The following is a 22,413-nucleotide window of genomic DNA, read 5'->3' as shown; positions in this document are numbered from 1 at the left end:
GGTAGGGTTCCCGTGGGCGCCCGTAATCGCGGGCTTTGGGTTGGGTATTGGGAGAGGACTGCTCGCAATGCGTGCTGCAACACCGCGGATCGTGACCGCCTTTTGGCACATACCGGAGCACATCGGGGGAATGACCTCGACGGCCTTCACCCGTGCGGCCCTGCTCGAAGAGGGCGGTTACCGCTGCGAGGCCGTCGTGTTCTCCCCGCTCGAGGAGCGGCGGACCGACATCGAGCGGTTGACCTCGGCTGGCGTCCTGCCCGCGGCCGGACGGCTCGCGAACCTCTGGGATCTGCTCTCCGAGCTCCCCGATCCGGCACCAAAGTCCGTGCCGAAGTGGGATCACCGGCTCAAGGATGACGCGCACACCGAGGAGTTCGAGGTCGATGGCGTCGTGCGTGTGCGCACGCACTTCGCGACGGGCGAGCGCCGGATCCTGCAGCGAGAACACTTCAGGCCGGACGGCACCCTCCTCGTGGTGGACCGGCAGGACACGCGCACGCGCGGGGTTCCCGGCGGGCGCAGGGTCACCCTCTTTGATCGGCGCGAACGACCGGTCCGGGCGTGGCGTAGCATCTGGCCGCTCTATGACCACGTGCTCGACGAGTACCTGGGGGGAGACCCGGCGGTCATCTTCTACGACAGTAAGGTCACTGCGCCCTACGGCCAGCGCTATCGGCGCCCGAACGTCGCGAGCGTGCACGTCATCCACAACCTCCACCTCGCACCCGGCGAGGTGCCCCCGCTCGGCGTCCTGAACCCCGCGCGCGCGCCCATGATGCGGGAGCTCTTCACGTTTGACCGTGTGGTGTGCTCGACGGATCGCCAGCGCTCCGACATCGCGGAGCTCCTGGGCGCGGATCCCGAGATCCGTGTGATCCCGCCCGCGATCGGGCCCGCGCCAGCGGCCGAGGGAGGCAGCGAGGGGGCGAGCGGGCGCGATCAGTCGCTCGGCGCCGTGCTCGCTTCACTGGACGAGCGGAAGCGCGTCGTGCAGGTCGTCGAGGCGGTCGCACGGGCCCGCACGCTCGCCCCTGAAGCCGATATCCGTCTCGAGATCTTCGGCTCGGGGAGCTCCGAGCGTGCCATCGCGAAGCGGATCGAAGCGCTTGGCCTCGAGGGCTCGGTGCACCTCCGCGGGCACCAACCGGGCGCGAAGGGCGTCTTCCGGCGGGCCGGCTGGACGGCGCTCACGAGCACCCACGAGGGGTTTGGCATGGCGATCGCCGAGGCGATGTCGGCCGGATGCGTGCCGTTCGCCTACGACGTGCCCTACGGGCCGGCTGAGTTGCTCGCGGCGTTCCCGGAACACCTCGTTGCGGACGGCGACATCGAGGCGCTCGCCAGGAGCATCGCAGATTTTGCCTCGGCCGATCCGGAGCAGGCGCAGCAGCAGAGCTCGGCCGCGGTCCGCGCCGCGGAAGAGTTCCAGCCTGCAGCGGTCGGGGCTGAGTGGCGCCGGCTCGTCAACGGGCTAGAGCCTGAGATCGGCGCGGGAGCGGGAGCGCCCGCGAAGGAGCCGAGGGTCGAGGCGTTCCGCGTGGCGCGGACCGATTCCGCGGTGGACCTGCAGATCGATATTGGGTGGCCGCACGCTAAGGAACTGCCGGACGTCTCGTTGGGTGTCGCGAACGGCAACCTCGAGTGGCGCAGGGACGCGGCCATTCGGAGACTCGCCGGCAACCGAGTGCGAGCCAGGGTGCGTCTCAAGCGCGGTGAGTTCCCCGAGGCGCTCGCGGGGGACCGCGACGTCATCGCCGTGTTCGGCCGGGGCACAGGCGCGAGGCGCGTTGTCGTGTCGGAGCGCACCGCCCTCGGCGGGGTCGGCACCAGCACGGTCGGCGTGCGCGGGACGGCGAGGATCGCCAGGGCGATCCGGCGCCGGCTCGCCGCGTAGCCAGGGGGCGCGCCGAGCACCAGGCGGCCCCATCCCTTTCTGAACTGGGAGGGGTACCCTTGGAGGGGTCTGCGAAAGGGGCTTCATCCGTGGCTGAACAAGACGGCTTCGTACACCTGCACACGCACAGCGAGTACTCGATGCTCGACGGTGCCGCGCGAGTGAAGCCGCTCATCCAGGCGGCCGCCGAGCAGGGGATGCCCGCGATCGCGGTGACCGACCACGGCAACACCTTCGGGGCCTTCGACTTCTGGCGCACCGCGCGCGACGCGGGCGTCAAGCCGATCATCGGCATCGAGGCCTACCTCACGCCCGGCACCCACCGCGGCGACCGCACCCGGGTGCGCTGGGGCGACGGTGCGGGCGACGACGTCTCGGGCGCCGGCGCCTACACCCACATGACCCTGCTCTCCGAGTCGACCGAGGGCATGCACAACCTCTTCCGGCTCTCGAGCCTCGCCTCCATCGAGGGCTACTACTTCAAGCCGCGCATGGACCGGGAACTTCTCAACCGCTACGCGAAGGGCCTGATCGCGACCACGGGATGCCCGTCCGGCGAGATCCAGACCCGGCTGCGGCTCGGCCAGTTCAAGGAGGCGCGCGAGGCCGCGGCCGAGTTCCAGGACATCTTCGGCAAGGAGAACTTCTTCTGCGAGCTCATGGACCACGGGCTCGACATCGAGCGCCGGGTCAAGACGGAGCTCATCGAGCTCGCGAAGGATCTCGGCATCCCGCTCGTCGCGACGAACGACCTGCACTACGTGCACGAGGCGGACGCCGAGTCGCACTCGGCGCTGCTGTGCGTGCAGTCGGGATCCCGGCTCGACGATCCGAACCGCTTCAAGTTCGACGGATCCGGGTACTACCTGAAGTCGGCCGCCGAAATGCGGCACATCTTCCGAGAGCTGCCCGAGGCCTGCGACAACACCCTCCGCATCGCGGAGCGGTGCTCGTCGGAATTCAACACCTCCGCGAACTACATGCCGCGCTACCCCGTGCCCGAGGGCGAGAACGAGGAGAGCTGGTTCATCAAGGAGGTCGAGCGCGGCCTCCACTACCGCTATCCCGGCGGGATCCCGGACGACGTGCGCAAGCAGGCCGAGTACGAGGTCGGCGTCATCACGCAGATGGGCTTCCCCGGCTACTTCCTGGTCGTCGCCGACTTCATCAACTGGTCGAAGGACAACGGGATCCGCGTGGGCCCCGGGCGTGGATCCGGCGCCGGATCGATGGCGGCCTACGCGATGCGCATCACGGACCTCGACCCGCTGCAGCACGGCCTCATCTTCGAGCGCTTCCTCAACCCGGATCGCGTCTCCATGCCCGACTTCGACGTCGACTTCGATGATCGCCGTCGCGGCGAGGTCATCAAGTACGTGACCGACAAGTACGGCGACGAGCGCGTCGCGCAGATCGTGACCTACGGCACGATCAAGTCGAAGCAGGCGCTCAAGGACGCCTCGCGCGTGCTCGGCTTCCCGTTCGGGATGGGCGAGAAGCTCACGAAGGCGATGCCGCCCGCCGTCATGGCGAAGGACATCCCGCTCTCGGGCATCACGGATCCGGAGCACTCGCGATACAAGGAGGCCGCCGAGTTCCGCGCGGTGCTCCAGGAGGATCCCGACGCGAAGCGCGTCTACGAGACCGCGCTTGGGCTCGAGGGGCTGAAGCGGCAGTGGGGCGTGCACGCGGCCGGCGTGATCATGTCGAGCGACCCGCTCCTCGACATCATCCCCATCATGAAGCGCGAGCAGGACGGCCAGATCGTCACGCAGTTCGACTACCCGACCTGCGAGGGCCTCGGGCTCATCAAGATGGACTTCCTCGGGCTGCGGAACCTGACGATCATCTCCGACGCGCTCGAGAACATCCGGCTCAACCGCGGCGAGGAGCTTGACCTCGAGCGGCTCGAGCTCGACGACCAGCCCTCCTACGAGCTCCTCGCGCGGGGCGACACGCTCGGCGTGTTCCAGCTCGACGGCGGGCCCATGCGCGGGCTGCTGCGCCTCATGAAGCCGGACAACTTCGAGGACATCTCGGCCGTGCTCGCGCTGTACCGGCCGGGCCCGATGGGCGCCGACTCGCACACGAACTACGCGCTCCGCAAGAACGGGCTGCAGCCGATCACGCCGATCCATCCCGAGCTCGAGGAGCCGCTGAAGGACATCCTCGATACGACCTACGGCCTGATCATCTATCAGGAGCAGGTCATGTCGATCGCGCAGCGCGTCGCGGGCTTCTCGCTCGGCCAGGCGGACATTCTCCGCCGCGCCATGGGCAAGAAGAAGAAGGAGGAGCTCGACAAGCAGTACGCGGGCTTCGCCGGCGGCATGAAGGAGCGCGGATACTCCGAGGCGGCCGTGAAGGCCCTCTGGGATATCCTCCTCCCGTTCTCCGACTACGCGTTCAACAAGGCCCACTCGGCCGCATACGGCGTGGTCAGCTACTGGACCGCCTACCTGAAGGCCCACTACCCGGCCGAGTACATGGCGGCGCTGCTCACGAGCGTCGGCGACTCGAAGGACAAGCTCGCGCTCTACCTGAACGAGTGCCGCCGCATGGGCATCAAGGTGCTGCCGCCCGCGGTGAACGACTCGTTCGCGAACTTCTCCGCCGTCGGCGACGACATCCGCTTCGGCCTCGGCGCGATCCGGAACGTCGGCACGAACGTGGTCGAGGGGATCCGCCAGGCCCGCGAGGAAAAGGGCGCGTTCGAGAGCTTCCACGACTTCATGAAGAAGTGCCCACTCGTCGTGCTCAACAAGCGCACGATCGAGTCCCTCATTAAGGCGGGGGCGCTCGACGGGCTCGGCGGCACGCGCCGCGCGCTCGTCGAGATTCACGAGCAGGCCGTCGAGAGCGCGGTCAAGGAGAAGCGCGACGCGGAGAACGGGAACGTCGGCTTCGACTTCGACAGCCTGTTCGCGGCGGCCGCAGAGGACTCGGGCGCATCGAGTCCCGCCGTGTCGCAGGTGCCGGATCGCCCCGAGTGGACGAAGAAGGACAAGCTCTCCTTCGAGCGCGAGATGCTCGGGCTCTACGTCTCCGACCACCCGCTGCGCGGGCTCGACGCCGCGCTCGCGAAGGAGGCGAGCATCACGGTGCAGCAGGCGACGAACCCGGAGGCCACCCAGTCGATGGACGGCGAGATCGTCACCGTCGCCGGCCTCCTCACGAGCGTGCAGCACCGCACCGCCAAGTCGGGCAACCTCTACGGCATGGTAACGATCGAGGACTTCACGGGCGAGGTGCAGGCGCTCTTCATGGGGAAGTCCTACCAGGAGTTCGGCAGCCTGCTGCAGCCCGACTCGATCGTCGCGCTGCGCGGCAAGCTCAACGCCCGCGATGACGGCATGTCGATGCACGCCTACGGGGTAAAGCCCATCGACGCCGGGGTGCAGGATGACGCGACGACGCTCGCGCTCACCGTGGGGGACACGCGGGCGACCGAGGAACTCATGGACGAGCTCAAGCGCACGCTCGAGCGGCATCCGGGGGAGAGCGAGGTCAGGTTGAACCTGCTCACCTCGACCGCGATCCGGGTCTTCGAGCTGCCGCTCCAGGTGCGGATCTCCGCTGACCTGTTCGGCGAGCTGAAGGGCCTGCTCGGGCCGCGCTGCCTGCTCCCGGTCGAGGAACTCGTCGGCTGACCGGGCCGAACGACACCAGCTGGAAACGGGCCGGGAGTAGCATGGGCGACGTGAGCGAACTGCAACAGGACATTGTCCGGGCGCTCGGCGCCAAGCCCGATACCGACCCGGCCGCGGAGATCGAGCGGCGGGTCGCGTTCCTCTGCGATTACGCGAAGTCGATCCCCAGCGTGCGCGGCTTCGTGCTCGGGATCTCCGGCGGGCAGGACTCCTCGCTCGCAGGCCGGCTCGCGCAGCTCGCCGTCGAGCGGCTCCGCGCCGAGGGGCGCGAGGCCGAGTTCATCGCCGTCCGCCTACCCTACGCGGTGCAGGCGGACGAGGACGACGCGCAACTCGCGCTCAGCTTCATCGCCCCGGATCGCACGGTCACCGTCGACATCGCGCCCGGCACCGACGCGCTCGCCGCAGCGGTCGCGGGCGGTCTCGGACAGGAGGCGCTGAGCGACTTCAACCGCGGCAACGTGAAGGCCAGGATCCGGATGGTCGCGCAGTACGCCATCGCGGGGGAGCGCGGGCTGCTCGTGATCGGCACGGACCACGCGGCCGAGGCGATCACGGGCTTCTTCACGAAGTTCGGCGACGGGGCCGCAGACGTCACCCCGCTCGCCGGCCTCACGAAGAGCCAGGGCGCCGAGATGCTGCGCGAGCTCGGAGCGCCGGTCCGCCTGTGGGAGAAGGTACCGACCGCGGACCTGCTCGACGAGAAGCCCGGCCAGACCGACGCGTCGAGCCTCGGCGTCGACTACCCGGTCATCGACGCGTATTTGCGCGGCGAGGAGATCGCCGAGGCGGACGCCGAGAACCTCGAGGGACGCTACTGGGGCACGCGGCACAAGCGGAACCTGCCCGTCGGCCCCGACGACGACTGGTGGAAGGAAACACGATGAGCGAAACAACCTACGTGCTTGCCGGAGGCTGCTTCTGGTGCCTCGACGCCGCCTACCGACAGCTGCGTGGCGTGAGCGAGGTGGTCTCCTGCTACACGGGCGGGGTGATCCCGGATCCGAGCTACGAGCTTGTGTGCACGGGCCGCACCGGCCACGCTGAGGCCGTCGCCGTGACATTCGACGACAGCGTGATCCCCGCGGACACGATCCTCGACGCCTTCTTCACCATGCACGACCCCACGCAGCTGAATCGCCAGGGCAACGACGTCGGCACGCAGTATCGCTCGGCAATGTTCCCGGCCGACGCCGAGCAGCGCGCACGCTTCGAGGGCGCCATCGAGCGCGCCTCGGAGTGGTGGCCGAGCGACATCGTCACGACGATCGAGCCGCTCGGAGAGGTGTTCGCTGCCGAGGACTACCACCAGGACTTCTTCGCGAAGAACCCCACCCAGGGCTACTGCCTCGCGGTCGCGGTGCCGAAGGTGAACAAGGTGCGCGCGGCGTTCGCCTCGTACCTCCGCGACTAGGTGTCGTTCCCCGTGAGAGTGTGAGCGGGACCCGAGGGATTCTGCGCCGCGGCCCTCGACCTGCAGCGCTCACGCGGAGTTCTGCACTCAACTTCACGTTTTTGGGGGCGGGTTCAGGGGGTCGTGTGAACACCTCTATGGGTTAGGGGTGCTTGATGGTTCAGAAGCGGCGTACGCGGAAGGTGTTCCGGTCGCAAGAGATCATTTTTTGGGGGCGGATCCGGGCTGGGGATACTCGGCAGCAGGCGTCACTGGTGGCGGGTTTTCGTCCGGCGCATGGTGACTTCTTGTTCCGGCATGCTGGTGGGATGGTGCCAAGGCAGACCCCCGTGATTCATTCCAGGTATCTCTCGCTCCGGGAACGCGAACGCATTCTCGGGGGAGTTTCTCGGGGCGACTCGATTCGGCAGATCGCACGCGATCTGGGGAGGTCTCCCTCGACGGTGTGGAACGAGCTGCGACGTAATCGTGGCAGGGCCCCCATGTATCGGCCCAAGCGCACCACCCGCCCACCAACATCGACGGACTGGTACTCGCCCTCTTTGGCTCAACGACACGCCGAGCGCCGGCTCGCGCGCCCGAAGCCAGGGAAACTGCAGCAGCATCCCCGGCTTGAGTTTCTGGTGGCCTCGCGGCTTAAGCTTGGGCATTCCCCGGCCCAGATAATGCAACGATTGCGTATGGACTTTCCTGACGATCCATCGATGCAGATCTCACACGAAGCGATCTACCGGTCGATTTATGTGCAGGGCAAGGGTGAGCTTCGTCGTGAGCTGGCTGGATGCTTGCGCAGTGGCCGGGCACAACGGGTGCCCCGGGAGCGTACCCGTCAACAGCATGAGGGTCATGGCCCCGGGAAGATCCCGGGCATGGTCATGATCTCCGAACGGCCCGCCGAAGTGGAAGACCGTGCGGTTCCGGGGCATTGGGAAGGGGACCTGATCCTCGGAAAGGATGGCCGCAGTCAGATCGGCACCCTCGTGGAACGGTCGACCCGGTTCGTGATCCTGCTCCACCTGCCCAAGCGGCGAGACGCGGTCACGGTCGCGAACGAAATGATCCGACAAATGGGGCACCTCCCCGATCATCTCCGACTCTCCGTCACCTGGGACCAAGGCAAAGAACTCTCAGACCACGCCCGGATCGCACGAGAACTCGAGTTACGAGATGGCGTGTTCTTCTGCGACCCGCACTCGCCCTGGCAACGAGGCACGAACGAGAACACGAACGGACTCCTCCGCCAGTACTTCCCCAAAGGGACCAAGCTCAATGGGTACAGTCAGGACTACCTCAACGCCGTCGCCGCGGAACTCAACGGCCGCCCCCGGAAAACCCTCAACTGGCACACCCCAACAGAAGCCCTCAGTAAACTACTGCAGATCGAATAAAACACCGGTGTTCACACGATCCCCTGAACTCGCCGGGCATCTGGCCTAGCTGAATGCAGAAATCGAGGCGGGTGCAGGCGGACGTGGAAATCTTCACCACGCCCTCCGGAACGACAACGTGCCGACGCGCGCCGGGGCTTCTAGTTCCGGTCGATGAGAATTTCGATGATGGGCTTGCCCGTGTCCGGGTCGTCCGTGAGGACGTAGGCATGGCGCGCCTCGAACGGTTCGCCGTTCAGCATGAACGTCTCGTCGACGCGGAGTTCGTAGAGCGGCGCAACCGCGTCCGAAACCTCGGTCGCCCGGATCGTCTTGGATTTGTGGTCCGAGATTTCCATGCCCGCGAAGTATTCCTTCGACGTGCACTCGCCGTTGTTCTCCCTGAACGTGCTGCTCGTCGTCTCGGTGTACAGCGCGCAATCCTGCGTCTCGAAGGCGCTGTTGTACTTCGCGACCGTCTCCTCGAGCACCTTCTGCTGCTCGGCGCTCACGGGTTCGTGGGGGACGAGCGGGGGCGGGTTCTCCGCGTCCCCGCCAGCCTTGCCGTCTGCGCCCTCCTGGGAGGACCCGGTCTTCGATGAGGCCTCCGCCGGGGCCTGCGGTCCAGCCAGGCTCATCACGAGCGCCGCTCCCGCGACGACGACCCCGAGCCCCACGACGGCGGCGATCGCGATCGCGGCTCCAATGTGGCGGAGCCTCCCGGACGATGGGCTCGGCTCGAGCGCCGCCTCCCCGGGCTGCTCGACGTACTGCGGCTGATCCGGCGCCGCCTGCGTGTGCTCGGTCCATTGCTGGCCGTCCCACCAGCGGAGCGTACCTGTTTGATCGGGGTACCATCCCGGCTGCACGGAGTTCATGAGTTTCCTTCGGGTCGGTGGACGGGCGAGTCGCTTGCTCGCATCACTCGGTCGCGGAGTAGGTGTAGGTGCGCAGGAAGGCGTTGGGATCGTCGATGTCCTGCGACCCCTTGGGGTCGAGCTCGGTGTTCGTTTGGATGCGCACGGCTGTGTTGCCCGCGTTCAGTTCCTTGGGCACGGTGTACACCGCCACGACCGTCACCGGCTCATCCTTCGGGAACTGTGCCCCGGGCACCTCCTCCTGATCGAGCGCCACACGGACGACGTCCATGCGATACAGCTCGCCCGATTCGTCCTCAAGCTGGATCATCTCGGCGCCAAGAATGCTCAGCGACTGGGTGCTTGCGTGATTGGTGATCTCGAGGTCGACGATGACGAGCTTCTCGTCGGGCTCCAGCATGAGGTCGGCCCACGGGTCCTCCGCGAGGGCCTCTGCCGTCGCGTCGAAGTTCGCGCCGACGACCGTGATCGTTGCGAGACTGTCGACGACCTCCGAATCCGGAGACTCGGGGTCGACCCAGTCGGCGCCGTACGTCGCCTCGACCTCGGTCCCCGGCTTCAGGGCCGCCTGGGGGCTTGCCCCGTCCCCGTATTCGCGTGGGGTCTGCTTCTCGGAGGACCCCTGTGCCGCAGAGGCGTTCTGGCCCTCGGCGCCGGCGCGGGCCGTGACGGCCAGAAGCGACAGCACGACGATGGCCACGAGACCGAGCCCGATGAGAACCCAGTACCAGGGCTTGCTGAATACGGAAGGCTTCGCCGCTTGCTCCATAGCGCCATCATAGGTGGGCCAGCGGCTCATCAGGGAGTTCTCACCGAGCAGGGCGGACGCCGTGCGCGGGACGCGGTCGGTTTCTCATCGCAAAACCTTGACAGGATCAGGGTATTGACTCTGTTGTGCCGCCGCGGGTGATTTTCATCCCGAGTTGCCCGCGGCCCCGCGTCGCGGGTCGGTCACGCCGCGTTGGGCACGAAACCGTCCCCGCGGACGGCCTGCGGCTGATCTCCCGACTCCTGCCCGTCGGGCGTCGGCGTCGGAGCAGGCGCCTCGACCGCCTGCACCGACGACGCGCCCGTCGACCGCTTGGTGAAGCTCGTGACGCCCCACCTGAGGTCGTGCCCCAGGGCGTCTGCCTCGACCTCGACCGCGGTGCCGGACTTCTCGTCGGTCTCCCACCTCCGGATCCGGAGCCGCCCGTTCACGATCACGCGGTCGCCCTTCGCGAACGAGTCCCTCGCGTGCTCGGCGAGCCCACGGAACGAGACGATCGTGAACCAGTTGACCTCGCCGTCGACCCACTGCGCTTGCTCCCGGTCGTAGCGGCGCTCGTGGCTCGCGAGCCGGAAACTGCACAGGGCGGCCTTGCCGCCGGTCTGGGAATAGCGCAGATCGGTGGCGATCGTTCCGACGACGCAGATGGGTGTTGGCATCCTGATGCTCCTTCGTTCGTTGACCCGGCGCGGGCGCGCCGGGTCGATCCGGTGTTCGTGATCCCGTGTGCACCGACGGGCCGGGCCGTGCAGCCTCCGACCCGTCGGCACACGACCATGGTGGGGTGCGCGCGGCGCGAACGGGTGGGGCCGCGCGAATATGTGGACAACTCGGCCTCCACTCGCCGCCACGGCGGATCTGTGAGTGAGAATCAGAATCTGCGCACACTGCCGCGTCTGCACCGTCTCCCAGCACCGCCCCCGTACACTGGGCGGGTGCCTCACTCCCAGACAAGCCGCGGATCGCGCCGCGTGGTGGCGGCCGCGCTCGCGCTGAGCTGTGCCGCGGCGCTCCTGAGCGGCTGCGCCCTCCTTGAGGGACCGACCCCCGTGACGCCGAAGCGCGAGACGCCGGCGAAGCCGGAGGTGAAGCCGGAGCTCGTCCCTGGTGGGAGCGCCGAGGAGAACCTGCCGTTCTTCACCGAGGTGCTGCGGGAGTATGCGGCGGGCGATGGCGTCGTGAAGGGCGAGCCCGTGTCCCGCGCCTTCATCGATGCTGGCTTCGACAAGAGCCTGATGCAGGTGAGCTTTGACAGCTCGAAGACCGGCCTGCCTGCCGACAACATCTTCGTGTCGGTGCGCTTCGGCGCCGACTGCTTGGTCGGTCAGCTCGTCGCCGAGGACCGGAGCTTCGTCGCGAAGAACGAGCCCGCGCTCGGTCCGAACCAGGACATCTGCCTGATCGGCAAGACCAACCCGATCACCTGGTAGCCGAGGGGCCCGGATCCGGCCCGCGCAGCGGTCCGAATGTCACCCGCTCCGGCTACAGTAGAGGGTGACTGCAACCCACCATTTTCACTAAGGGAGTTCTGGGCGCCCCCGCGCCCGAGAGAGTATATGGCTGAGTACATTTACCAGATGGTTCGCGCGCGCAAGGCGCACGGCGACAAGGTGATCCTCGACGACGTGACCATGGCCTTCCTGCCTGGCGCGAAGATCGGCGTGGTCGGCCCGAACGGCGCCGGTAAGTCCACGATCCTGAAGATCATGGCGGGCCTCGACACCCCGTCGAACGGCGAGGCGATCCTGACCCCCGGGTACTCGGTCGGGATCCTGATGCAGGAGCCCGAGCTCGACGAGGACGCGACCGTGCTCGAGAACGTGCAGCAGGGCGTCGCCGAGATCAAGGGCAAGCTCGACCGGTTCAACGAGATCTCCGCAGAGATGGCGAACCCGGATGCCGACTACGACAAGCTCCTCCCCGAGATGGGCGAGCTGCAGGAGGCTATTGACGCCGTCGACGGCTGGGATCTCGACAACCAGCTCGAGCAGGCGATGGACGCGCTCCGCTGCCCGCCGTCCGAGGCGATCGTCAAGAACCTCTCCGGCGGCGAGAAGCGCCGCGTGGCGCTCTGCAAGCTGCTCCTCGAGAAGCCGGACCTGCTCCTCCTCGACGAGCCCACGAACCACCTCGATGCCGAGAGCGTGCTCTGGCTCGAGCAGCACCTCGCGAAGTACCCGGGCGCGGTCATGGCCGTGACCCACGACCGATACTTCCTCGACCACGTCGCGACCTGGATCTGCGAGGTCGACCGCGGCCGCCTGCACCCGTACGAGGGCAACTACTCGACCTACCTCGAGAAGAAGGCCGAGCGCCTCGAGGTGCAGGGCAAGAAGGACCAGAAGCTCCAGAAGCGCCTCAAGGAGGAGCTCGAGTGGGTCCGTTCGAACGCGAAGGGCCGCCAGGCGAAGTCGAAGGCTCGTCTCGCCCGCTACGAGGAGATGGCCGCGGAGGCCGAGCGCACGCGCAAGCTCGATTTCGAGGAGATCCAGATCCCGGCTGGCCCGCGACTCGGCAACCTCGTGCTCGAGGCGAAGAACCTCAACAAGGGCTTCGACGGGCGCACGCTCATCGACGGGCTCTCGTTCTCGCTGCCGCGCAACGGCATCGTCGGCATCATCGGCCCGAACGGCGTCGGCAAGACGACCCTCTTTAAGACGATCGTCGGGATCGAGGAGCTCGACGGCGGCGAGCTCAAGATCGGCGACACGGTCAAGCTGAGCTACGTCGACCAGAGCCGCGGCGGGATCGACCCGAAGAAGACCGTGTGGGAGGTCGTCTCCGACGGGCTCGACTACATCCAGGTGGGCAACACCGAGATCCCGTCCCGCGCCTACGTCTCGACGTTCGGCTTCAAGGGCCCGGATCAGCAGAAGCCCTCGGGCGTGCTCTCGGGCGGTGAGCGGAACCGACTGAACCTCGCGCTCACGCTCAAGCAGGGCGGCAACCTGCTCCTCCTCGACGAGCCGACGAACGACCTCGACGTCGAGACCCTGACGAGCCTGGAGAACGCGCTCCTCGAGTTCCCCGGCTGCGCCGTGGTCATCACCCACGACCGGTGGTTCCTCGACCGCATCGCGACCCACATCCTCGCCTACGAGGGCACGGAGGAGAACCCGGCGAACTGGTACTGGTTCGAGGGCAACTTCGAGGCCTACGAGGCGAACAAGATCGAGCGCCTCGGCGCCGACGCCGCGAAGCCGTCGCGCGTCACCTACCGGAAGCTCACGCGCGACTAGGTGTACTGACCTCGACCGTTGTTGATTCGGTCGATTGGAGTTTGGCCTTGGATGCCGAGGTGGGGTCTGTCTAGGTTGTAGTAGTTCAGCCAGGCCCGCAACCCTGCTCTGCGGTCGGTGTTGGAAGTCCAGGGTCTGGCGTATGCCCACTCGGTCGCGAGCGTTCGGTTGAGGCGTTCGACTTTCCCGTTCGTCCAGGGGCAGTGGGGGCGGATGAACCGTTGCTGAATGCGGTGTTGGGTGATGACGTCTTTAAACGCGGCGGAATGCCGGTACGCGAACGCGTTGTCACTGATGACGCGTTCGACTCGCACCCCGAGTGACGCGTAGAACCTGATGGCGCGTTCGAGGACACCGGCCGCGGTGATACCTTTCTCGTCGTCGTGGATCTCGGCGTACGCGACCCGAGAGTGATCATCGATCACGGTGTGGACGTAGTCATAGCCCTGTCCGCGTTTCCGGTTCGGGCGTTCGCTTCGTCCGTGGAGGCGCCACCCTCCTCCGTCAGGGATGCGGCCGAGTTTCTTCACATCGATATGGATCAACGAGCCGGGATACTCGTGTTCGTATCGCTTGGCCGACCGGCGAGAAGCACGAATCACAGTCCCGGTGACTGGGTCCAATTCACGCAACAACGGGGTGTGATGGCGACGCAGTACGCGCCCGACGGTCGAGGCGTGCAGGCCGAGCTTCCCGGCGATGAACACGGGGCCGCGACGGGTGAGTGCCCGCATGATCCGTACCCGGGTTTCCACACACGAATGCGTACGTTGGGGATGTGTCCGGGCAACACTGGATCGATCAGCAAGTCCCGCGATCCCCAGCTCCTGAAACCTGCGCCACCACCGCCACGCGGTCGTGCGCGAGACGCCCATCTCAGCGGCAACATGCGCGACCGCACGCCCCGACTGGATGCGCTGAATCATGATCAAACGGCCCGCGGGAGCCAATCGGGCGTTAGCGTGGGACATGAGAAGCCTCCGTGTGTGCGAGATGTAGAACTAGACAGCTCCAACTCGACACCGGGGGCTTCTCTCATGTCAACAACCATCCGGGTCAATACAACTAGGCGCGCCGGGCTGCCGCCCGAGCGGTAATAGGCTGAGTGCGCGGTCCCCACTTCCGGGGGCCGCGCACTTCGCATGTGCAGGCAAGCAGGAAAGAGGGACGCGGATGGCGCGCACGCACGTCGACATCGAGCTGCGATGGGGCGATCAAGACGCCTACGGGCACGTGAACAACGTCGCGTTCGCCAGGTTCCTCGAGGAGGCGCGCGTGCGGACGTTCTGGCTCGGCAGCGGCCGCGAGCGCACCGGAATGGAGCGTCACTTCCGCGGAGACGACCCCAACGGGCCGAAGATGCTCGTCGCGAACCAGCAGATCGAGTTCGTGCGGGTGCTCGAGTACTCCGACCGCCCGGTCACCGTGGATCTCTGGATCGGCAAGCTCGGCGGCTCCAGCCTCGAGGTTCACTACGAGATCCTCGACGGCTCCTCCACTGAGCGCGCGGTCGTGGCGCGCGCGATCTCCCACATCGTGATCGTCGACGGCGTCACCATGCGGCCCGTCAGGCTGTCGGACGAGGGCCGCGCCTCGGTCGCCCAGTGGATGGACGAGCCTGTCACGTTCCGGAGGAGCTGAGGCCGGATCCGGATCCGGATCCTACTCCGGGACGCGGAACATGCTCTCCTGAGCCACGCTCGCAACGAGATTGCCGTCGCGGTCGTAGAACCGGCCGTGGGTGAGCCCGCGGCCGCCCTGCGCGGTCGGGGAGTCGAGCTCGTAAAGCAGCCACTCGTCGACGCGGAACGGCCGATGGAACCACATCGCGTGGTCGAGGCTCGCCGCGCGCATCCCCGGCGTCGCCCACGGCACCCCGTGCTTGCGCGCGATTGGCTCGAGCAGCAGGTAGTCGCTCGCGAAGCCGAGGGCCGCCGCCTGCAGCAGCTGGCCGTGGTCGAAGCTGTCGCGGCTGCGCAGCCACACTCGCTGCCGGTTCGTGCGCTCGGCGACCTGGAGGATGATGTCCGACTCCACGTAGCGGAAGTCGAAGGGCCTGTTCAGTACCCAGGAGGCGCGGCCGTTGCCCGCGAGGTGCCCGTACTTCTCCCAGACGGACGGCAGTGACTCGGGATCCGGGACCTCCGAGAGATCGATGGGCTCCTGGTGCTCGACGCCGTCGTCCGGATCCTGGAACGAGGCGATCATCGACATGAGCACCTCGCCGCCCTGGTAGGCCTGCGTACGCCGCGTCGAGAAGGAGCGGCCGTCGTGGAGGCGGGCCACCTCGAACGTCATGCGCTCGTCGCTGTCGCCCGGCCGCACGAAGTAGCCGTGCATCGAGTGGATCGGGCGGTCCTCCGACACGGTCGTGCCGGCCGCCGCGATCGCCTGGCCGAGCACCTGGCCGCCGAACGAGCGCCCGTGCGGCGTCGGAAATGCTGGTCCGGTCAGGATGTCCTCACGGGTCCGCGCGCCGGAATCGAGCACGGAGAGCATCGTGAGGAGATCGGGTGAAGCGGTCATGGGTCCTCCTGCTTCGGCGGCGAAGACGGTCTGCCTTCTCAGTCTAGGGGCGCGGGCCGGACGCCCGGCGGCTTCGGCCCCGCGCGGCGCGGCGGCCGGGGCTAGGCTGGGGGCACCATGTCAGAATCCCTGCAGCTCGCCGATCACGCCACCCGAGACGATCTGCGGATCTTCCTCGAACGGCTGCTCCGCGCCGGCGAACCGGAGGTCCGGATCACGACCCGAGGGGCGCGGCTCGCCGTGTTCGGCTGCACGCAGGCGCCGCGGGGGATCACGGATCCGGTGCCCGTGGTCCTCGTCATGCGGGCGTTCGCGCTGGCCGAGGCGCCCGTTGAGCCCGTCGATGAGACGGTGCAGGCGCGCGCGCTGCTCGACCGAATCGCTCGGCTCGGGATCATCGGGCTGTCGCTCGACGTGCCGGACGTGACGATGATGTCGGCCTGGGCTGGCGTGCTGCCCCCGACGCACGGCTGGAAGAGCGCGGGCGTGATCGACGCGCCCTCCCTCGGGGCCGTCGCTGAGCAGGGGATCGCGCGGGTTGCGGACGCGCTGCCCGAGAGCCCGGGCGAGGCCGTCGTGCAGAAGGTGCGCGCAGAGGTCTGGGGCGCGGAGATCGCGCCGGGGATCCCGGCCGCCGCCGCATTCGCCGCGGAGACCGCGGGATTCCTCCGCGACGAGGAGCACGCGATCGTGACGCGCTCACTCACCTGGACGAGGCTCTCGACGGGCCGGGGCGACGTGCTCGTGCGCTCGATCCTCGGTTGACGGCGCGGCGGCCGGATCCGGCGCCCGCGCGGCGGCCGTCTCAGCGAGAATCGCGAACCTCAGCTAAGATAGGGAGGTCAACTTTAGGAGTGTGCACATGGCCAACCCCAACGGCATCATCGACCCGCCCATCGACGACCTGCTCGAGAAGGTGGATTCGAAGTACGCCCTGGTGATCTTCGCTTCGCAGCGCGCCCGCCAGATCAACGATTACTACACCGATCTGCACGACGGCAACCTCTTCGACAACGTCGGCCCGCTCGTCGACTCGTCGGTGGACGACAAGCCGCTGTCGATCGCGCTGCACGAGATCGTCGAGGGCAAGCTGACCATGACGAAGCGCGCGGAGGAGACCCCCGAGGTCGACGCCGAGGCGTAATCTTTCGCTGCACTCGCAGCAGTGTCGGTGGCGTCGGATACCCTGAGTGGGTCCGGCGCCACCGGCGTTTTTCGCCCCCGCTGCGCCATCCATCGCCCCCCTCGAATCACTAGGAGTCATCGTGTCGCTGCGCCAGTTCACCTCGGAGTCGGTCACCGAGGGGCACCCCGACAAGATCTGCGACCGGATCTCGGATTCGATCCTCGACGCGATGCTCGCGCAGGATCCGGGGGCGCGCGTCGCCGTCGAAACGCTCGTCACGACGGGCCTCGTGCACGTCGCGGGGGAGGTCTCGACGAGCGGGTACGTCGAGATCCCGCAGATCGTGCGAGAGGCGGTGCGCGAGGTGGGCTACACGAGCTCGGAGATGGGCTTCGACGCCTCCTCCTGCGGCGTGTCCGTGTCGATCGGTCAGCAGTCGCCCGACATCGCGGACGGGGTCGACTCGTCGCTCGAGGAGCGCAGCGGATCCCTTGACGACGAGCTGAGCCGGCAGGGCGCCGGCGACCAGGGCATCATGTTCGGCTTCGCGACCGACGAGACGCCCGAGCTGCACCCGCTGCCGAGCTGGATCGCGCACCGGCTCGCCGAGCGACTCACGGAGGTGCGCAAGTCCGGGATCCTGCCTGAGCTGCGCCCCGACGGCAAGACCCAGGTCACGATCGGCTACGAGGGGGACACCCCGGCGAGTATCGAGGCCGTCGTGCTCTCGACGCAGCACGCCGCGAGCATCTCGCAGCCCGCGCTCCAGGAGGCCGTCGAGCGCGAGGTGATCCGCCCCGTGCTCGAGCGCGTCGAGCTGGCGAGCGCCGACGCCGAGCTCTTCATCAACCCGGCCGGCCCCTTCGTGATCGGCGGCCCCATGGGCGACGCCGGCCTCACCGGCCGCAAGATCATCATCGACACCTACGGCGGCGCGAGCCGCCACGGCGGCGGCGCATTCAGCGGCAAGGACCCCTCGAAGGTGGATCGCTCGGCCGCGTACGCGATGCGCTGGGTCGCGAAGCACGTCGTGCGTGCCGGGCTCGCGAAGCGCGCCGAGCTCCAGGTCGCGTACGCGATCGGGCGCGCGCACCCCGTCGGCCTCTACGTCGAGACCTTCGGCACGGAGGCGGTGCCGCGGGAGCGGATCGAGGCGGCCGTGCGCGAGGTGTTCGACCTGCGGCCGCTCGCGATCATCCGCGACCTGCAGCTGATCCGACCGATCTACGCGCAGACGAGCGCGTACGGCCACTTCGGCCGCGAGCTCCCCGACTTCACCTGGGAGGCCACCCCGCGCGTGGCCGAGCTCCGCGCTGCCGCAGGCGCGTAGGGCGCCGTGCCGAGCGCCTTCGAACTCGCCGAGGCGCCCGCGGGGCGCCCGGTGGCCAGAGTGCTGCTCGACTCGGCGCTGCCGCAGCTCGACCACCTGTTCGACTACGCCATCCCGGCGGAGCTCGCCGAGCGGCTGCGCGTGGGCCAGCGCGTCCGCGTGCCGTTCCGCTCGCGCGACCGGAAGAGCTTCGGCTACGTCGTCGAGTTCGCCGAGCGCAGCGACTTCGGGGGAGAGCTCGCCCACATCGCTGACCTCGTCGGCGAGGTGCCGGTGCTGAGCCCCGAGGTGTGGCGGCTCGCGCGCGCCGTCGCGGATCGCGCAGGCGGATCCGCTGGCGACATTCTGCGGCTCGCGATCCCGACCAGGCAGGTGCGCGTCGAGAAGCAGCACCTGGCCGCCGCCGGGGGCGAGGCTGCGGGTGATGCGCCTGCCGGCGACACGGCTGGCGGCGATCCGCCCGCCGGCGAGACGGCTGGCGGCGATCCGCCCGCCGGCGAGCCCGCTGCCGACTCGGCGGCGGAAGGCGAGATCGCGGCGTCGCTCATCGAAGGCGCGCGCCTCGCCCTCACCGCCTCGCACGGTCCCGAGCGCCTGCACACGGGCGAGTGGGTCGGCGGCTGGGCCGCGCAGCTCGCGCGACTCGCGCTCGAGGTGTTCGCCCGCGGGCGCAGCGCGATCCTGATCACACCCGATTACCGCGACCTCGACCAACTCCGTGACGCGCTCGCGGCGCTCGGCCACGAGGAGGTCGTGCGCGTCGATTCGCGGCAGTCCAACGCGGAGCGCTACGCAGGGTTCCTGCGGGCGCTCGATCCGGAGCCGCGGATCGTGCTCGGCAACCGCTCGGCCGTCTACGCGCCCGCGCACGAGCTCGGCGCGATCATCATGTGGGACGACGGCGACCCCGTGCTCGCGGAGCCGCTGTCGCCGTACGTGCACGCGCGCGACGCGGCGCTCGTGCGCGCGGAGCAGACCGGGGCCGGGCTGTTCTTCGCCTCGCACGCGCGGAGCGAGGAGGTGCAGCGGCTCGTCGAGCTCGGCTACGTGCGTGCGCAGCAGAACCCGCCGAGGCGCTCGCGGATCGTGCACGCCGACGCCTCGATCTCGCCCGACGCGTTCGCGGGGCGCGTGCCCGAGTTCGCCGCCCGCACGATCCGGGAGGGGCTGCGATCCGGGCCCGTGCTCGTGCAGGTCGCGACGCCTGGCTACGCGCCGGTCGCCGTGTGCGGCGAGTGCGGCGACCTTGCCCGCTGCCTGAAGTGCGCGGGCCCCATCGGCTTCCGCACGGTCGGCCGCGCGTCCTGCCGTTGGTGCGGCGAGTACGCGAGCGACTGGCGCTGCGGCACCTGCGACGGCCGCAGGCTCGAGGAGCGCGGCATGGGATCCGGGCGCACGGTCGTACAGTTCGAGCGCCAGTTCCAGGGCGCGCGGGTGATCCTGAGCGACGGCGAACACCCGCGCGAACGCGTCGACGGGCGCCCCGCGCTCGTGGTCGCGACCCGCGGCGCGGAGCCCCTCGCCGCTGGCGGCTACCGCGCGGTCGTGCTGCTCGACGCGGAACGCCTGCTCAGCCTCGAAACGCTGCGCGCCGGTGAGGACTGCCTACGGTGGTGGGAGAACGCGGCGGCGCTCACGGCGCCCGACGGGCTCTGCCTCATGGCCTCCGGCGGCGGGCCCGTCGTGCAGGCCTTCGTGACTGGGCGCACCGAGGAATGGCTGCGCGGGGAGCTGCGGGATCGCCAGGCGCTCAGGTACCCGCCGGCCGTGCGCGTCGCGAGCGTGAGCGGCGGGCCAGACGAGGTCGAGCGCGCGCTCTCCGGGCTGCGCGGGATCGACGGCGTCGACCATCTCGGCCCGACGCCGGTCCCCGCCGGCGGCCCGAACCGCACGCCGCCCGGGATCGTCCGCGCCATCGTGCGCTTCGACTACGGGCGCGGGGCCGAGGTCGCGAGCCGCCTGCGCGGGGCGCTCGTCGCCGACGCCGCGGGATCCTCCGCGCGGAGCAAGGGGCGCGCGCCCGGGCGCGCCCGCCCCGAGGCGCTCCGCCTCCGCTTCGACGACCGCGGCGTCTTCGATAGCTGAGGGTTGGGGGCGCGCTGCGGGCGCTGCGCCCGCTTGCTTCTCCGCGGTCGAGTCGGCCGTAAGGCCCCTTTCGAGGGCTTGAATGGGGCTCTACGGCCGACTCGGCGGGTGGAATGGGGCCTTACGGCCCACTCGGGCGTGGTGGAGTCGTGCAGGGGGCTTGTGCTTGTCGCGAGTGTCAACTCTGTGCGCGAGTGCGAGGCTCGCGCCGCGGGTGCGGGCGCGAGCGGCGTTGGCTCTCCCTCCCCGCCCCCTGGTCGAGTCGGCCGTAAGGCCCCTTTCGCGGGCTTGAATGGGGCTTTACGGCCGACTCGGCGCGCGGAATGGGGCTTTTCGGCCCACTCGGGCGTGGTGGAGTCGCGCAGGGGGCTTGTGCATGTCCCGAGTGTCAAGTCTGTGCGTGGATGCGAGGCTCGCGTCGCGGGCGCGGGCGCGGGCGCGGGCGCGCGGGCGCGAGCTCCCCTCCCACTGCCGAGTCGGCCTAAAGGCCCCTTTCGCGGGCTTGAATGGGGCTTTACGGCCGACTCGGCGGGCGGAATGGGGCCTTTCGGCCCACTCGGCGGGCCCGAGCCCAGGCCCTGACCCCAGGCCAAGGCCCAGGCCCAGACCCAGGCCCAGACCCAGGCCCACGCCCAGCCCCGGACCCAGACCCAGGCCCAGACCCAGCCCCAGGCGCAGGCCCCGGATCCGGGCCCGGATCCCGACCCCTACGCCCCGCGGAGTCGATCCGCCACGAAGTCCACGTCCTTGTCGCCGCGGCCGGAGAGGTTCGCGATGATGATGGCGTCCTGGGGGAGCGTGGGGGCGATCTTCATCACCTCGGCGAGCGCGTGCGACGACTCGAGCGCGGGGATGATGCCCTCGACGCGCGAGAGCTTCAGGAATGCCTCGAGCGTCTCCTCATCGGTGACCGAGTGGTACTCGACACGCCCGATCTGCTCGAGGTGCGCGTGCTGCGGGCCGACGCCCGGGTAGTCGAGCCCGGACGCGATCGAGTGCACGGGGGACGGCTCGCCCGACTCCTCCTGCAGCACCTTCGTGCGCATGCCGTGGAGCGTGCCGGGGGTGCCGAGCGTCATGGTGGCGGCGTGCCGGTCGCCCTCGAGCCCCTCGCCGGCGGGCTCGACCCCGATGATGCGCACGCCCTCATCAGGGAGGAACGCGTCGAAGAGGCCGAGGGCGTTGGATCCGCCGCCGACGGCGGCGACGAGCACGTCGGGCAGGCGCCCCTCCTCGGCGAGGATCTGTGCCCGTGCCTCGCGGCCGACGACCGACTGGAAGTCGCGCACCATCGAGGGGTAAGGATGGGGCCCGACGACGGATCCGATCGCGAAGAAGTACTCGTCTGGCGCGGCGGCGTACACGCCGAACGCCGAGTCGACGGCCTCCTTGAGCGAGCGCCCGCCCTCCTCGACCGCGACGACCTTCGCGCCGAGCAGCTCCATGCGCACGACGTTCGGGTGCTGCTTCTCGACGTCGATCGCGCCCATGTGAATCTCGCACTCGAGTCCGACGAGCGCAGCGGCCGTCGCGAGCGCGACGCCGTGCTGCCCCGCGCCCGTCTCCGCGATCAGCTTTTTCTTCCCCATGCGCTTCGCGAGCAGCGCCTCGCCCAGGCAGTGGTTGATCTTGTGGGCGCCCGTGTGGTTCAGGTCCTCGCGCTTCAGGTAGATTCGCGCGCCGCCAAGCTCACGGGTGAGGTTCTCCGCGAAGTAGAGGAGCGAGGGCCGCCCGACGTAGCGGGCGAGGAGCGCCTGGAGCTGATCCTGGAACTCCGGATCCTGCGACGCTTCGGCGTAGGCCGCGGCGACCTCGGCGATCGGCTCGACGAGGAACGGCGGGAGATGCGCGCCGCCGAACTCGCCGAAGAAGCCCGAGGCGTCCGCGCGGAACTCAGCGGAGGGGGTCGGAGAAGACGGAGACGGGGATGAGGAGACGTCAGTGCTGGTCATGGGGTGGTTCCTTTGCTTCATTGCGCCACTCGAAGACGTAAAAAAACACCGCCTACGAGGAGGCGGTGTCGGGGTGCATGCAGATGCGAGGAGGGGACCGCCTAGGCGGTCCACCACTGATTCGCGTTGTGCATGCTGTGAGTGTAGCGCAAATGCCGCTGGCCGCAATCGCCCGCGAGA

General features: G+C 68.8%; 18 protein-coding genes. 12 read left to right on the top strand and 6 right to left on the bottom strand.

Features of this window, described 5'->3' with window-relative positions; genetic code table 11:
- Window positions 1-130: 130 nt before the first annotated feature.
- The 5 genes from ACOPJ3_RS10290 to ACOPJ3_RS10270 all read left to right on the top strand — a co-directional run bounded on the left by ACOPJ3_RS10290 (window position 131) and on the right by ACOPJ3_RS10270 (window position 8,349).
- Window positions 131-1,897: a glycosyltransferase gene (locus ACOPJ3_RS10290; RefSeq protein ID WP_427869075.1), complete on the top strand. Its 1,767-nt coding sequence runs from the start codon at window positions 131-133 to the stop codon at window positions 1,895-1,897.
- Between the two features lie 140 nt (window positions 1,898-2,037).
- A complete protein-coding gene (dnaE, locus tag ACOPJ3_RS10285) occupies window positions 2,038-5,547 on the top strand; it encodes a DNA polymerase III subunit alpha (RefSeq protein ID WP_427871217.1) in 3,510 nt (1,169 codons plus the stop codon).
- Window positions 5,548-5,597: 50 nt separating this feature from the next.
- Window positions 5,598-6,434: an ammonia-dependent NAD(+) synthetase gene (gene nadE, locus ACOPJ3_RS10280; protein WP_427869074.1), complete on the top strand. Its 837-nt coding sequence runs from the start codon at window positions 5,598-5,600 to the stop codon at window positions 6,432-6,434.
- Complete coding sequence (gene msrA, locus ACOPJ3_RS10275) at window positions 6,431-6,961, top strand: peptide-methionine (S)-S-oxide reductase MsrA (RefSeq protein ID WP_427869073.1); 531 nt, start codon at window positions 6,431-6,433, stop codon at window positions 6,959-6,961. Before nadE ends, msrA begins: the two co-directional genes overlap by 4 nt.
- Window positions 6,962-7,116: 155 nt before the next feature.
- Window positions 7,117-8,349: an IS30 family transposase gene (locus ACOPJ3_RS10270; RefSeq protein WP_427869072.1), complete on the top strand. Its 1,233-nt coding sequence runs from the start codon at window positions 7,117-7,119 to the stop codon at window positions 8,347-8,349.
- 140 nt (window positions 8,350-8,489) lie between these two features.
- Here ACOPJ3_RS10270 and ACOPJ3_RS10265 read toward each other — a convergent pair whose 3' ends face one another.
- From ACOPJ3_RS10265 to ssb, 3 genes are all read right to left on the bottom strand, one after another.
- Window positions 8,490-9,206, bottom strand: a complete 717-nt coding sequence (locus ACOPJ3_RS10265) for a DUF2510 domain-containing protein (protein WP_427869071.1) — start codon at window positions 9,204-9,206, stop codon at window positions 8,490-8,492.
- Between the two features lie 43 nt (window positions 9,207-9,249).
- Complete coding sequence (locus ACOPJ3_RS10260; RefSeq protein ID WP_427869070.1) at window positions 9,250-9,975, bottom strand: hypothetical protein; 726 nt, start codon at window positions 9,973-9,975, stop codon at window positions 9,250-9,252.
- Between the two features lie 182 nt (window positions 9,976-10,157).
- The gene (ssb, locus tag ACOPJ3_RS10255) at window positions 10,158-10,634 is read right to left on the bottom strand and encodes a single-stranded DNA-binding protein (RefSeq protein WP_427869069.1); all 477 of its coding nucleotides are present in this window, start codon (window positions 10,632-10,634) and stop codon (window positions 10,158-10,160) included.
- Window positions 10,635-10,910: 276 nt separating this feature from the next.
- On the opposite strand from ssb, the gene ACOPJ3_RS10250 reads away from it, so the two are divergent.
- Entirely contained in the window at window positions 10,911-11,405 is a 495-nt protein-coding gene (locus tag ACOPJ3_RS10250; protein WP_427869068.1) for a DUF6993 domain-containing protein, read from the top strand.
- A 126-nt stretch (window positions 11,406-11,531) separates the two neighbouring features.
- A complete protein-coding gene (gene ettA, locus ACOPJ3_RS10245) occupies window positions 11,532-13,214 on the top strand; it encodes an energy-dependent translational throttle protein EttA (protein WP_427869067.1) in 1,683 nt (560 codons plus the stop codon).
- Here ettA and ACOPJ3_RS10240 read toward each other — a convergent pair.
- Window positions 13,211-14,185, bottom strand: a complete 975-nt coding sequence (locus ACOPJ3_RS10240) for an IS481 family transposase (RefSeq protein ID WP_427869040.1) — start codon at window positions 14,183-14,185, stop codon at window positions 13,211-13,213. The two genes, ettA and ACOPJ3_RS10240, sit on opposite strands and share 4 nt — an antisense overlap.
- 202 nt (window positions 14,186-14,387) lie before the next feature.
- Between ACOPJ3_RS10240 and ACOPJ3_RS10235 the strand changes: the two genes are divergently transcribed.
- On the top strand, window positions 14,388-14,855 hold the full coding sequence (locus ACOPJ3_RS10235; RefSeq protein ID WP_427869066.1) for an acyl-CoA thioesterase: 468 nt from the start codon (window positions 14,388-14,390) through the stop codon (window positions 14,853-14,855).
- A gap of 21 nt (window positions 14,856-14,876) precedes the next feature.
- Here the strand turns inward: ACOPJ3_RS10235 and ACOPJ3_RS10230 are convergent, their stop codons facing one another.
- Window positions 14,877-15,740: an acyl-CoA thioesterase gene (locus ACOPJ3_RS10230; RefSeq protein WP_427869065.1), complete on the bottom strand. Its 864-nt coding sequence runs from the start codon at window positions 15,738-15,740 to the stop codon at window positions 14,877-14,879.
- A 117-nt stretch (window positions 15,741-15,857) separates the two neighbouring features.
- Between ACOPJ3_RS10230 and ACOPJ3_RS10225 the strand changes: the two genes are divergently transcribed.
- The 4 genes from ACOPJ3_RS10225 to ACOPJ3_RS10210 all read left to right on the top strand — a co-directional run bounded on the left by ACOPJ3_RS10225 (window position 15,858) and on the right by ACOPJ3_RS10210 (window position 20,281).
- A complete protein-coding gene (locus ACOPJ3_RS10225; protein WP_427869064.1) occupies window positions 15,858-16,505 on the top strand; it encodes a hypothetical protein in 648 nt (215 codons plus the stop codon).
- 97 nt (window positions 16,506-16,602) lie between these two features.
- The gene (gene rpoZ, locus ACOPJ3_RS10220) at window positions 16,603-16,884 is read left to right on the top strand and encodes a DNA-directed RNA polymerase subunit omega (RefSeq protein WP_427869063.1); all 282 of its coding nucleotides are present in this window, start codon (window positions 16,603-16,605) and stop codon (window positions 16,882-16,884) included.
- 118 nt (window positions 16,885-17,002) lie between these two features.
- Entirely contained in the window at window positions 17,003-18,196 is a 1,194-nt protein-coding gene (gene metK, locus ACOPJ3_RS10215) for a methionine adenosyltransferase (RefSeq protein ID WP_427871216.1), read from the top strand.
- Between the two features lie 6 nt (window positions 18,197-18,202).
- A complete protein-coding gene (locus ACOPJ3_RS10210) occupies window positions 18,203-20,281 on the top strand; it encodes a hypothetical protein (protein ID WP_427869062.1) in 2,079 nt (692 codons plus the stop codon).
- 707 nt (window positions 20,282-20,988) lie between these two features.
- On the opposite strand, the gene trpB is transcribed toward ACOPJ3_RS10210, so the two are convergent.
- Window positions 20,989-22,233: a tryptophan synthase subunit beta gene (gene trpB, locus ACOPJ3_RS10205; RefSeq protein ID WP_427869061.1), complete on the bottom strand. Its 1,245-nt coding sequence runs from the start codon at window positions 22,231-22,233 to the stop codon at window positions 20,989-20,991.
- Window positions 22,234-22,413: the final 180 nt, after the last annotated feature.

Source organism: Leucobacter luti, assembly GCF_050310065.1.
In the GTDB taxonomy this organism is placed as follows: domain Bacteria; phylum Actinomycetota; class Actinomycetes; order Actinomycetales; family Microbacteriaceae; genus Leucobacter; species Leucobacter luti_B.
Note: the sequence above shows the minus strand (reverse complement) of the source record. Positions and strands in the feature narration are given on the sequence as shown.

Coding starts and splice junctions, on each gene's coding strand:
- ACOPJ3_RS10235 (WP_427869066.1), top strand. CDS start 14,388: ATGGCGCGCACGCACGTCGACATCGAGCTGCGATGGGGCGATCAAGAC.
- ACOPJ3_RS10240 (WP_427869040.1), bottom strand. CDS start 14,185: ATGTCCCACGCTAACGCCCGATTGGCTCCCGCGGGCCGTTTGATCATG.
- dnaE (WP_427871217.1), top strand. CDS start 2,038: ATGCTCGACGGTGCCGCGCGAGTGAAGCCGCTCATCCAGGCGGCCGCC.
- rpoZ (WP_427869063.1), top strand. CDS start 16,603: ATGGCCAACCCCAACGGCATCATCGACCCGCCCATCGACGACCTGCTC.
- msrA (WP_427869073.1), top strand. CDS start 6,431: ATGAGCGAAACAACCTACGTGCTTGCCGGAGGCTGCTTCTGGTGCCTC.
- ACOPJ3_RS10265 (WP_427869071.1), bottom strand. CDS start 9,206: ATGAACTCCGTGCAGCCGGGATGGTACCCCGATCAAACAGGTACGCTC.
- ACOPJ3_RS10290 (WP_427869075.1), top strand. CDS start 131: ATGACCTCGACGGCCTTCACCCGTGCGGCCCTGCTCGAAGAGGGCGGT.
- ACOPJ3_RS10260 (WP_427869070.1), bottom strand. CDS start 9,975: ATGGAGCAAGCGGCGAAGCCTTCCGTATTCAGCAAGCCCTGGTACTGG.
- ACOPJ3_RS10230 (WP_427869065.1), bottom strand. CDS start 15,740: ATGACCGCTTCACCCGATCTCCTCACGATGCTCTCCGTGCTCGATTCC.
- ACOPJ3_RS10270 (WP_427869072.1), top strand. CDS start 7,117: ATGGTTCAGAAGCGGCGTACGCGGAAGGTGTTCCGGTCGCAAGAGATC.
- ACOPJ3_RS10225 (WP_427869064.1), top strand. CDS start 15,858: ATGTCAGAATCCCTGCAGCTCGCCGATCACGCCACCCGAGACGATCTG.
- trpB (WP_427869061.1), bottom strand. CDS start 22,233: ATGACCAGCACTGACGTCTCCTCATCCCCGTCTCCGTCTTCTCCGACC.
- ettA (WP_427869067.1), top strand. CDS start 11,532: ATGGCTGAGTACATTTACCAGATGGTTCGCGCGCGCAAGGCGCACGGC.
- ssb (WP_427869069.1), bottom strand. CDS start 10,634: ATGCCAACACCCATCTGCGTCGTCGGAACGATCGCCACCGATCTGCGC.